General features: G+C 41.1%; 10 protein-coding genes. 7 read left to right on the top strand and 3 right to left on the bottom strand.

Annotated features, from left to right (window positions below):
* Positions 1-28: 28 nt before the first annotated feature.
* From BUA53_RS15155 to aspS, 3 genes are all read left to right on the top strand, one after another.
* The gene (locus BUA53_RS15155; RefSeq protein ID WP_245793167.1) at positions 29-439 is read left to right on the top strand and encodes a hypothetical protein; all 411 of its coding nucleotides are present in this window, start codon (positions 29-31) and stop codon (positions 437-439) included.
* A gap of 50 nt (positions 440-489) precedes the next feature.
* On the top strand, positions 490-2,292 hold the full coding sequence (locus BUA53_RS15150; protein WP_072836242.1) for a MutS family DNA mismatch repair protein: 1,803 nt from the start codon (positions 490-492) through the stop codon (positions 2,290-2,292).
* A gap of 134 nt (positions 2,293-2,426) precedes the next feature.
* The gene (aspS, locus tag BUA53_RS15145) at positions 2,427-4,262 is read left to right on the top strand and encodes an aspartate--tRNA ligase (RefSeq protein ID WP_072836241.1); all 1,836 of its coding nucleotides are present in this window, start codon (positions 2,427-2,429) and stop codon (positions 4,260-4,262) included.
* On the opposite strand, the gene BUA53_RS15140 is transcribed toward aspS, so the two are convergent.
* Genes BUA53_RS15140 through BUA53_RS15130 form a run of 3 tightly spaced genes read right to left on the bottom strand, consistent with a single transcriptional unit; the run spans position 4,259 to position 6,867 of the window.
* A complete protein-coding gene (locus tag BUA53_RS15140; protein ID WP_072836240.1) occupies positions 4,259-4,933 on the bottom strand; it encodes a hypothetical protein in 675 nt (224 codons plus the stop codon). The two genes, aspS and BUA53_RS15140, sit on opposite strands and share 4 nt — an antisense overlap.
* 6 nt (positions 4,934-4,939) lie before the next feature.
* Entirely contained in the window at positions 4,940-5,794 is an 855-nt protein-coding gene (locus tag BUA53_RS15135; protein ID WP_072836239.1) for an FkbM family methyltransferase, read from the bottom strand.
* 8 nt (positions 5,795-5,802) lie between these two features.
* The gene (locus tag BUA53_RS15130; RefSeq protein ID WP_072836238.1) at positions 5,803-6,867 is read right to left on the bottom strand and encodes a glycosyltransferase family 4 protein; all 1,065 of its coding nucleotides are present in this window, start codon (positions 6,865-6,867) and stop codon (positions 5,803-5,805) included.
* A gap of 154 nt (positions 6,868-7,021) precedes the next feature.
* Between BUA53_RS15130 and BUA53_RS15125 the strand changes: the two genes are divergently transcribed.
* From BUA53_RS15125 to BUA53_RS15110, 4 genes are all read left to right on the top strand, one after another.
* Positions 7,022-8,080: a glycosyltransferase family 4 protein gene (locus tag BUA53_RS15125; RefSeq protein ID WP_072836237.1), complete on the top strand. Its 1,059-nt coding sequence runs from the start codon at positions 7,022-7,024 to the stop codon at positions 8,078-8,080.
* A gap of 12 nt (positions 8,081-8,092) precedes the next feature.
* Positions 8,093-9,937 carry an ABC transporter ATP-binding protein gene (locus BUA53_RS15120; protein ID WP_072836236.1) on the top strand — a complete coding sequence of 615 codons (1,845 nt, stop codon included), beginning with the start codon at positions 8,093-8,095 and terminating at the stop codon, positions 9,935-9,937.
* A 43-nt stretch (positions 9,938-9,980) separates the two neighbouring features.
* Positions 9,981-10,457, top strand: coding sequence for a DUF6585 family protein (locus BUA53_RS15115; RefSeq protein ID WP_072836235.1), 477 nt, complete (start codon positions 9,981-9,983; stop codon positions 10,455-10,457).
* 112 nt (positions 10,458-10,569) lie between these two features.
* A complete protein-coding gene (locus BUA53_RS15110) occupies positions 10,570-11,427 on the top strand; it encodes an alpha/beta hydrolase (protein WP_072836234.1) in 858 nt (285 codons plus the stop codon).
* Positions 11,428-11,724: the final 297 nt, after the last annotated feature.

The following is an 11,724-nucleotide window of genomic DNA, read 5'->3' as shown; positions in this document are numbered from 1 at the left end:
ATAAATTTGACCACATTTTATTGATACTATGAATGAGTCGCATGAGTCTATGTATGTGATACCGGCACGCTTTCGCAAGATGGAAAATATGCATATCATATTCTGGCTTTTAAAAGATGTGAGCTGGTGCATGATATGGAAACCATTAGGCATTGCCATGATCATTCCTACCCTGCTGATAGCAATTATCATTGCCTGGCGCACAAGAGACATACGATCTGAACTGGCCCATAACCTGGCCATTGTTTTCTGGATCACAGCCAATGCTTACTGGATGATCTCTGAATTCCTCCATTTTGATACAATGAGGGTCTGGGGACAGTTTGAAGGAAAGCACCTGGCATTGATACCATTTGTTATTGGCATTGGCATCTTAGCGAATTATTACCTGCTTCAAAAGCCAGCAGAAGAAAGGGAAGCGCAGGTTGCAACTTTATAGTGTATTTATCCACCAGTAGCACTCTCATTTTCTGTCTTATCTTCATCTTTATGCAAGAGCAATCGCCGGGTACAACATATAAAAAGTTAATCTATAAACACCAGGCACATCTCAAAGAATTATTACAAAAGCGTAACCGGCTGGGCTGGGGCAGGTTGTTTGTTTTCTTATTAACTGCTTTCATTGCATATAAATTATTTGTTTCAGCTGGCCTTATCGGTCTTATTCCCATTGTAATTGGTTTTGGTCTCCTGCTATACCTGATTTCATTAGACACAACCAATAATAACCAGATCATTAACTGCAAAACATTAATTAAGATCAATGAAGAGGAGCTGCAGGTACTGGAAGATAATTATATGCAAAGGGAAAATGGAAACAGCTTCGCTCCCGAACAGCATGATTATGCCAATGACCTTGATTTGTTTGGACATGCTTCTTTATTCCAATGGCTGAACCGCTGTCATACAGAGCAAGGCCGTATGCTATTGGCTGAAAACCTGCTACATCCCTTACCAGTTTCCATTATCATGCAACGGCAGGAAGCTATCAAAGAAGTAACACACGAAATAGAATGGAGGCAGCAATTGCAATCTTATGCTGTTCAAACTGCTGTAACCATTAAAACACAGGAAAAGGCAGCCGCCTGGTTAAAGGAAGGCGATATCCACTATAAAAGTTCTGCCTGGAAACCTTTTTATATCATTTATTCTTTCATCACACTTGGATCACTGGTTGCCACTATTTTTGGTTACATACCTGTACCTTTTTTTACTTCTCTTTACCTTTTATACTTTACTATTTCCATCATTCTAAGCCGTAACACAGCCGAACCCTATATACAGCTTTCCGGGATAGTAGAGGAAATTGCAACACTTCACTTACTGGTAAAATGGATTGAGGATAAACCATTCCAATCTTCACTGGTAAACCAGTATAAACAACAGGCGGGAACTGGTGAAGCAAAAGCTGCAGGTAATATTAAAGAGCTTAAAAAGATACTGGATCGTTTCGACCTGCGGGTAAGTATTGTAGGAAGATTGTTCTTCAATGCTTTCCTGTTGTGGGATGTCCGGCAAATGATAGCACTCAATGAATGGCGCAGCAGGAACAGGCAGCATTTAAATCATTGGTTTAACATGGTAGCCGCCATGGAAGTATTACATACTTTGGCTACACTACACTTTAACCATAAAGATTGGGCATTCCCTTCGTTTACTAATCAACACCTGGTATTTGATGGAAAAAAGATTGGACACCCCCTTATCCCGGCCAGGTCCAGGGTTACTAATGATTTCGACATAAAGGGCACCGGGGTTATCGGTTTGATTACCGGCTCCAATATGGCAGGCAAGAGCACCTTCCTGCGAAGTATAGGAGTGAATGTGGTCTTAGCCCAGGCAGGGGCACCGGTTTGCGCCGACAGCCTCACGCTTTCTCCTGTTTGCCTGATGAGTAGCATGCGTATTGCGGATAACCTGGCAGAAAACACCTCTACTTTTTATGCCGAACTGAAAAAATTAAAAACAATCATTGAGGCTGTGAACAGGCATGAACCGGTTTTTATACTATTAGACGAAATATTACGGGGTACCAACTCCATGGACCGCCATAAAGGATCCCAGGCCCTAATTGCCCAACTGGTGAAGCAAAACGCAGTGGCTGTGATAGCTACACATGACCTGGAACTGGCCAAAATGGAAAAGCAGTTCGGGACTTCAATTGAAAATTATCATTTTGATGTACAGGTGGAAGGCGAAGAACTGTATTTTGATTATAAGCTAAAAGAAGGCGTTTGCACCAGCCTCAATGCTTCTATCCTGATGAAAAAGATAGGTATAGAACTTCAATAATTAGCCTTATCCTATTCTATACATGTATCTTATACGGCCAGGCCATTGGCATATCCGGGTTCAATTCACCCCTGCAAAAAACGTTTACGGCTTATCTTTGCCACTTTTAATCAAAGAATTAATAGGGGTTATATATGTTTCGTTCACATACTTGCGGAGAATTAAGATTACAGAATGTCAACAGCCAGGTTACGCTTGCCGGCTGGGTGCAGACAGTTCGCAAATTCGGTTCCATCACTTTTGTTGACCTCAGGGACCGTTATGGCATCACTCAATTGCTTTTTGGAGAAGAGTTAAATGCCATGCTTGACGAAAATCCCCTGGGTCGTGAATTTGTGCTGCAGGTTACAGGCATTGTCAGTGAGCGGTCTAACAAGAACAAGAACATACCTACAGGAGATATTGAGATCAATGTAGAATCCTTTAAAATATTAAATAAGTCAGCCGTGCCCCCCTTCACCATACAGGATGATACTGATGGTGGTGATGACCTCAGAATGAAATACCGCTTTCTTGACCTCCGCAGGAATGCAGTAAAAAAGAATTTGGAACTACGCTATGCTGTGAACAGGGCAACAAGAGATTACCTGCACCAACAGGGCTTTATGGATATTGAAACGCCCTTCCTGATCAAAAGCACACCTGAAGGAGCCAGGGATTTTGTAGTACCCTCCAGGATGAACCCCGGGCAGTTCTATGCCTTACCCCAATCTCCTCAAACCTTTAAACAACTTTTAATGGTAAGCGGTTATGACCGTTATTACCAGATAGTAAAATGCTTCAGGGATGAGGACCTGCGTGCTGACAGGCAGCCTGAATTCACACAGATAGATTGTGAAATGGCATTTGTGGAACAGGAGGATATCCTCAATATGTTTGAAGGCCTTATTAAGTACATTTTCAAGGCAGTAAAAAATATTGACTATACAGAGGCAGTAGAACGCATGACATGGGAAGATGCCATGTGGAATTATGGTAATGATAAGCCGGATATCCGGTTTGACATGAAGGTGGCTAACCTTAAATCAGCATTCAATAAAGCTGGTTCCATAGTAGCTACAGGGGAATTAATCAACGGAGCAGGATTTGGTGTATTTGATAATGCTGAAACGGTACTGGCCATTGCTGTTCCGGGAGCATCGGAATACACACGCAAGCAGATAGATGAACTCACTGATTGGGTAAAACGCCCCCAGGTCGGAATGCAAGGCATGGTCAATATCAAATGCAATGCAGATGGCACATTTAAAAGCAGCGTTGATAAGTTTTTCTCTGAAGACAAATTAAAAGCCATTGCAGCATTTGCCAATGCAAAACCTGGCGACCTTATATTAATACTGGCCGGGCCCGAAGAAAGGACCCGTAAAGCCATCAGTGACCTGAGACTGGAATTGGGAGAACGGCTTGGCCTGAGAAAGAAGAACGAATACAGGCTATTATGGGTATTAGACTTTCCATTGTTTGAATATGCTGAAGAGGATAACCGATGGGTAGCCCGTCATCATCCATTTACTTCTCCTAAACCATCGCATATTGAGGTAATGATCAATAATGACCCTGTCATTGAGAATGCAGCTGAATACCTGAAGCATCCTTATTCCAATATCAAAGCCAATGCCTACGATATGGTATTAAATGGAAATGAGATTGGTGGTGGTTCTATTAGGATCTTTCAAAGAGAACTCCAGGAAAAAATGTTCTCGGCGCTCGGTATGTCAAAAGAAGAAGCCCTGCACAAGTTTGGATTTTTATTAGGAGCTTTTGAATATGGAGCACCTCCTCATGGTGGTATCGCCTTTGGATTTGACCGGCTCTGTGCTATTTTGGGTGGCAGTGAAAGCATACGTGACTTTATTGCTTTTCCAAAAAACAACAGCGGCAGGGATGTTATGCTGGATGCTCCCGCCACCATTGATGATAAGCAACTACAGGAATTACAGATCCAGCTTGATCTTGAAAAGAAAGCCTAAACAGGTTCGTTGATTAAATAATGATCTTCTTCAGGAGCAACCTTTTTAAAAAGGTTGCTCCATTTAAAATGATTTCTTTTATAACCGACCCTGGGAAATAATAAAATATAACCTTCATCCAGGTAGCACTTCATCACCTGGTGAGTCTCTCCGAAATACCTGTATATAAAATCTATGGTCCTGTTCTCACCAGGCAATGCATCTGCAGGCACATTACCATTTACAAAAGGCCCATCTTCATAGATCCTCAGATCATCTAAAATAAGCACATCCTTATAATTTGAACGAAGCCTGCTGATGACTTCCAACTCTTTCTCAAGTGGCAACCTCAGATCTTCATCTGCACCGGCATTATACGCTGCCAGGCCAGCATCTGCACCGGGGAAATGTGCATCGAGCCAGAATAAACAATTCCCTTTTACATACGGCAATTCCTGTCCAAGTACGGAAACGCTGTCACCCTCCAGTATACAAACCTCTTTATTATCAATAAAACGGCTTGCTGCCTTACTGGCAATCTCTGGTACCAGTTCAACAGAAAATAATCTTTTGAAAGGTGACTGTAAGGCATAGGCCACACCATCCCCCCAAAAAGTACCGGTTTCAAAGAAATAAGGGATCTTATATTCCTTAATGATCCGGCAAAGATCAAATCTGTTTAATGCTCCCATTAATTATCATTCATTAGTTTTCCTGGTAAGAAACAAGTCTACATGGTCCTTTAAATTTAATAAGTACGCTTTGTCCGATTCAGTAAAAGTTAACACTGTTGAATCACCTTTGATCTCTCCTACCTGGAACCTTTGGAAAAGAAAATCAGTGAAAGCAGTTGCATCCTTATACATAAACGGACTGTATTCCATTACCATCTTTAGTGATGGATTTTGATTTAATATTTTTTCCATTCCCTTAAAGATCAATGGCTCTACCCCTTCACAATCCATTTTAATAAAATCCACCTGCCGCAAATGAAACTGGTCAACTAAAGAATCCATTGTTATCATCTCAACCTGCTCTGTTATAACTTCGTCATCCACCTTTTCAGATCTAATAGTGCCGCCACCCCAATAAAGTGCCGGTATGGATAATGTTACTTTACCAGGTGTATCAGCCAGCGCCCTGGCCACTATCTCAAAATGATATTCATTTACTTTATTGGTATGCGACATAAGACGGCATAAATAAGAATTGGGTTCCACTGCTATGCATTTTCCTTCTTTACCAGCCAGTTCTGCCAATACCAGGGAATAATAACCAAAATTGGCTCCGGCATCTATACAGATCATGCCTGGCTTCACCTGCTGTGCAATAAACTTAGTGATCCATGATTCCCAATAACCATCCATCAGCATATTGGGAGCAATACCAATATCTCTGGTATCAAGGTAGATTTTATACCTGGACAGTATCTTACATAATTGCAGATGATCACCCAGGTAATAGCTCCTCACCGCTTTTGTGCAAATAGCTTCCATCTCCTGCCTTGTAAGCTGAGCCAATTCACCAATTCTTGTCAAAGTTTTATCAGTCATACTTCAAATTATAATAGGGAATGATAAACATCCCTGTATTGTTTTGCTTTTTCCTTCCAATTGAAATGTGTACTTCTCTCTCTTATCTTTTGTGCCAATCCATTTCTTTGAAAATATTGAAGCCCATCGTACAATATTTCAGTCATATGCTCCGGATCGAAACTCTTAAAATAAAAAGCAACGTCACCTCCTATTTCTGGTAAAGAAGTCAAATGAGATAAAAACAAAGGCTTACCAAAAGACATGGCTTCAACCACGGGTGCGCCAAATCCTTCAGCGAGAGAAGGATGAACATAAGCTGTACAATTTTGAAGGTACCAGGCTTTCTCACCTTCCTTCACGGGCCCCAGGATATGTATCCTGTCTTTTATACCTAACACCTCCGCCTCTGTTTCTATTTGCTGTATATAGTCTCCTTCTGCAAGCCGCCCTGCAATGATGAGTTCAAAATGATTGGCCGCCATCATTGGAAGGAGGGTATGAAAATTCTTTTTCCGGTTTACATCACCCATGGCAAATAGAAATGGCCGTGAAGGTTTATAGGAAGCAGTTCCCAATGATGGAAGTCCCACGGCATGGGTTCCATTATGGATAACATATATTGGCTTATTACTAACATTGCAATACTTCAATACATCTGTTTTACAAAAATCAGATATACATACAATCGCATCACTTTGATTGATTAACTTTTGTGTATGTGCCACACTCCTTTCCTGCTCTGCTTTAGGCAGATCTTCATGCATGGCATTCAGATCGTGAATGGTAAGTAAAACTTTTACTGATGGGTTATTGAACGGAAAAATTCTCCCGGATTGAAATGGCGCATGCCATAGTTTACAACCTAACATAAATGGACGTATAAATCTATGGCGTTTAAATTCCTTTATTACCAACTGTCTATTTGAAAAACAATGTGCCTGTTCAGGTGGAACATAAAATCGCATCAGTTCTTCTCCTTCTGCTGAGAACAGTTCATTTACATAATTACCAAGGTTCAGACAATAATGAAACAGGCCCGTATTCGGAAACTTCATCAAGTCACAATCCAGGATAATTTTATTCATCCACATGAAGAAGGTTAATGTATAATAAAATTAATTAACAACCGTTGATGAAAAAATAATTACTAACGATAATATTTAACCGTAACCTCAGCAATAATTACAGGTATAAATTTTGTTCTTGAAGCATTCCAAGTGTCCCTGATTCCAAAACTTCTACATCATGATGCAAATTGTATTTGATTGTGAAAGGATGAAATACACCAACACCGGATTGTTCAGCTATTGCCTGCACCTTGGATTGAAATTAAAGGAACACAGTAATCCTTACCAGGAACAAATCAGTTTCTTTACCCCATCCCAACTTCTTGGAATATTTGGTGTTGATGCAAAATATATAGCTCAGCATTCGCTGCAAAAATTCCTAATGCCATCTCTTAATGGTTACAGCATCTGGCATAGTACCTACCAGGGAAGCCACTACCTTCCAATACGTAATAAAAATATCAGGGTTGTGCTAACCATTCATGATCTAAACTTCATTTACGAAGAGGATAAAACTGAGCAGAAAAAAAAATCTTATTTGCAATCGCTGCAGCAGAACATTAACCGTAGTGCAGCCATTGTATGCATATCAGAGTATTGCAGGAATGATGTAGTGAACTATTGTGAGCTGAACAACAAGCCCGTATTTGTTATACACAATGGAACCAATACCCTGGAATCACCCCTGTTACTAAGAACATCTTATCAGCCCCGTAAAAAATTCCTGTTCGCTATAGGTACTGTCAACCGCAAGAAGAACTTCCATGTGTTGCTTCCCTTACTGGTGCGCAATAATGATATGGAATTATTAATAGCCGGTAAACCCGATGACCCGGACTATGTTAATTATATTAATTTCTCAGCCCGCAAAATGGGTATTGAAGAAAATGTAAGGGTACTGGGTCCAATATCAGAACCCGAAAAATCCTGGTACTTTCAGAACTGTTACGCCTTCACGTTTCCTTCTTTAGCGGAAGGATTTGGATTGCCTGTAGCTGAGGCCATGTCTGTAGGCAAACCCGTATTTCTCTCCAATAGAACAGCTTTACCCGAAATCGGAAGAGATGTTGCTTTTTATTTTCCGGATTTTGATGGTGATGGCATGCAAAAAATTTTCCATGATGGCATGCAGCAATATACAAGCCTGTGCATGTCAGAAAGAATAAAAAGACGTAGTGGAGACTTTTGCTGGAATAAGGCCGCCAGGGAGTACATTAATATTTATCACTCTGTTTAAAATCCCTGCCCCATGAAGGTCTATCGCCGTTTACTCGCTTATGCCAAGCCTTACAGGAAGTTCATTTTCCCATTCTTTATATTTACGCTTATAGCCGTGTTCTTTAGCATCTTCCAGTTTGCCCTGATCATTCCCTTGCTTAATTTTTTATTTGATAATGAAACTTCAGGCAATGCACAGAAGTTTGCACATGCACCTTCATTTTCACTGAGTGGTGAGTTCTTTAAGAACTTTTTTTATTTCCAGGTATACCGGCTTAAAACCATCAACCCACGTTATGCCTTATACCTTATTGCATCATTGATAGTGGCGGCAGTTATTCTTACCAATATCTTTCGCTACCTGGCACAACGGTGCCTGGTCAATACAAGGACCTTATTGGTGAAGAGAATTCGAGAAGCTATATTTCATAAGGTCAACCACCTTCATATGGGGTATTTTACCAAAGAACATAAAGGCGACCTCCTCTCCCGTATGAATTCTGATGTGTTTGAAATTGAGGCTGTAGCATGCAACTCAATAGAAGTAATGTTCAAAGAGCCCTATGTAATGATCGGGTATTTTATCGCATTGTTTACCATCTCTTTTAAGCTGACACTTTTTACGCTTATTATCATTCCCATCTCTGCCATAGCCATAGCTTCTGTCACCCGGAGACTGAGGAAGGAAGCAACAGATGCCCAGGCATCCATTGGAAGATTGCTGACCATTATAGATGAGACTTTAATGGGCATGCGCATCATACGTGCTTTTAATGCTACAAATTTTGTTGTAGACAGGTTTAGCAAGGAGAATGATTTTTACAGAAGGGCAAGCCTGCAGGGATTCAATAAAAGGGAGCTGGCACCTGCCTTTTCTGAAGCATCCGGTGTGTTTGTAGTGGCCTGCATCCTGGTGTTTGGCGGCAGCCTGGTATTAAAGAACCAGGCTACAGGAACAGGATTGCAAGCCAGTGCCTTTATTGCTTTTATTGCCATCTTTTCCCAGGTCATCAGGCCTGCCAAATCCATGGTGGTGGCACTGGCCAATATCCAAAGAGGAGAAGCTGCCGGAAGACGCATCATTGAAGTATTAGACACTCCCATTGAGGTGGATGACCTCCCTGGTGCAGTAACATTAGACACCTTCCAGGAGTCAATTGAATTTGATGAAGTAAATTTTTCCTACAACGAGCAACCCGTGCTGCAAAACATCAGCTTCTCTATTCAGAAAGGAAAGACAGTAGCCCTGGTAGGACCTTCAGGAGTTGGCAAATCAACAATTGCCGACCTCATTCCCAGGTTTTACGATGTAAAGGCTGGGCAGGTACTTATAGATGGTAAAGATGTGCGGCAGTATACTATGGAATCACTGCGCAGCCATATGAGTTTTGTTACACAGGAGATCATTCTTTTCAATGACACTGTTTTTAACAATATTGCACTTGGTAAACCAGATGCCAGCATGGAAGAAGTGATCAGGGCAGCTACCATTGCCAATGCCCATGAATTCATCATGCATACGGAAGATGGTTACCAGACAATTATCGGGGACAGAGGAATACGCTTGTCTGGGGGTCAGCGCCAGCGTTTAAGCATCGCCAGGGCAGTATTCAAAGACCCTTCCATTCTTATATTGGATGAAGCTACATCTGCACTGGATACAGAATCTGAAAAACAGGTACAGGACGCTTTAAATAAATTGATGGCCGGAAGAACCACCCTTGTTATTGCACACAGGCTAAGCACTATTAAGGAAGCTGATGAGATTATTGTACTACATGATGGAAAGATCGTGGAAAGGGGTAATCATTACGATTTGATACAAATAGAAGAAAGCACTTACAGGAGATTAACATCATTACAAAAGATAGCTTAAGCCGTTAATTGTTGTAAATTATATAGAACATCTAAACCGTAAAATGGCACCAGAAGGAAACATGCATTTTTATCCACGCAAATGGCCCGCATTTACGCCGTTGTTAATGGCCATTATACTATTCCTGTTTTATAGTCCCCAGAACAGGGATGCCACTGTAGCTATCTTTTGTATCGTATTGATTATATCGTCTGTTTATATTCTATTGCTTCGTTCGCGTAAAGAACTGATCATAAATGATGAAGGTATAACCTGGAGGAGCTGGTTCCATAAGGAACAGTTGAACTGGAAAGACCTGACAAAAACCTATATACGTTACTGGCAACATGGAAACTCAATAAGATCATTCTGGTACTTTGAAGCTGCTAACGGAAATAAGTTAAGGTTTCCTCTTCATCAATACCCACGCAACCAATTACAGGTGATTGCGAATACAGTGCTGGGTAAGCGAAAAAATGCCATTGCAGATGACTGGGTTATTGCTATGGCAAAGGGCCATTTTCCGTGGTATACTTTTTAGTTAAACCCTTACCTGTACCCTCAATATTTTATAAGTTAAGAATTGATGTTTACTGCAATCCTAACACTTGCTTTACAAATGCTGTCAATGATTTTCATATTTTCATAGAACTGTGCATAGAATTAAGAATACCATTGTCATTGCCATATTCACTTTGCTTGTTTCCTGTAAAAAGGAAATAGAAAGTAGTGCCCCGAGCCTCTCTGCTGAAACCCTAACCAACCAGGCATATGGTGCGGATGCCGCACAAAAGATGGATATTTATTTGCCGGCAGGCCGGAGCCCTGACAGCACCAAACTGATTGTGATGATACATGGAGGTGCCTGGGTTACCGGGGATAAAACCGATTTTGCCAGCTTTATACCCATCCTGCAGCAAAGGCTTCCTTCATACGCCATTGCCAACATTAATTACAAACTGGCCACTAATACCTCTAATCATTTCCCTTCGCAGGAAAATGACATGAAGACTGCGATCAAATACCTTTTGGAACATTCAGCTGGTTATGCTATATCCCAGAAATTAGTGCTACTGGGTGCCAGTTCAGGTGCACACCTTGCCACCTTGCAGGCTTATAAGTATGCAACGCCAAAGGTCAGTGCAGTAGTTGACTTTTTTGGGCCAGTAGATATGGTTGACCTGTACAACTCCACTACCATTCCCTTTAACCGGTCTCTGATAGAAGCATTAATGAGTGGTACCCCTACCACTAATCCTTTGTTATACCAGCAGTCAAGCCCTTTGAACTTTGTAACGGCCCAGTCACCGCCTACTATTATTTTCCATGGTGACAAGGACGAAATTGTACCTGTCGCCCAATCAATAGCGCTGAGAGATAAATTACAAAGCTTGGGTGTCACCAATCAATTGTTCATTTACCCAAACCTTGGACATGATATCTGGCCAGACCCAATTATGACCGATGCCTTTAATAAAACCGAAGCGTTCATCAGGAGCAATGTGAAGTGAAGGAAAATTGACTGGTAGCTGGAATGAAAAGGTTGACAAGGAGGAGTAGCAAGTCAAAATTAAAAAGTAAAAAATAAAATTCCTTTGATCGCTTATACTATACTGTTATTATAAGCAATGGGCTGCCGTATCAAATTTTTGAATAATAATCCTGTAGGCAATCTGTCGTCCATTGCCCTGCCTGTCCCGACGAATGGCGGGATCATTCTGAGGAACGAAGAATCTGTGTTAACCACATAGGCGACCAATGTACTATTGGAGCCTCTTCAACCTAAATCAATAAAGTAACGAATTCTA

It is taken from the genome of Flavisolibacter ginsengisoli DSM 18119, assembly GCF_900129295.1.
Lineage (GTDB): Bacteria > Bacteroidota > Bacteroidia > Chitinophagales > Chitinophagaceae > Flavisolibacter > Flavisolibacter ginsengisoli.
This window is presented reverse-complemented; position numbering and strand designations above follow the sequence as displayed.

What these genes read in the sequence shown, in the direction of transcription:
- BUA53_RS15155 (WP_245793167.1), top strand. Translation starts at nt 29, where the DNA reads ATGAATGAGTCGCATGAGTCTATGTATGTGATACCGGCACGCTTTCGC.
- BUA53_RS15150 (WP_072836242.1), top strand. Translation starts at nt 490, where the DNA reads ATGCAAGAGCAATCGCCGGGTACAACATATAAAAAGTTAATCTATAAA.
- aspS (WP_072836241.1), top strand. Translation starts at nt 2,427, where the DNA reads ATGTTTCGTTCACATACTTGCGGAGAATTAAGATTACAGAATGTCAAC.
- BUA53_RS15140 (WP_072836240.1), bottom strand. Translation starts at nt 4,933, where the DNA reads ATGGGAGCATTAAACAGATTTGATCTTTGCCGGATCATTAAGGAATAT.
- BUA53_RS15135 (WP_072836239.1), bottom strand. Translation starts at nt 5,794, where the DNA reads ATGACTGATAAAACTTTGACAAGAATTGGTGAATTGGCTCAGCTTACA.
- BUA53_RS15130 (WP_072836238.1), bottom strand. Translation starts at nt 6,867, where the DNA reads ATGTGGATGAATAAAATTATCCTGGATTGTGACTTGATGAAGTTTCCG.
- BUA53_RS15125 (WP_072836237.1), top strand. Translation starts at nt 7,022, where the DNA reads ATGATGCAAATTGTATTTGATTGTGAAAGGATGAAATACACCAACACC.
- BUA53_RS15120 (WP_072836236.1), top strand. Translation starts at nt 8,093, where the DNA reads ATGAAGGTCTATCGCCGTTTACTCGCTTATGCCAAGCCTTACAGGAAG.
- BUA53_RS15115 (WP_072836235.1), top strand. Translation starts at nt 9,981, where the DNA reads ATGGCACCAGAAGGAAACATGCATTTTTATCCACGCAAATGGCCCGCA.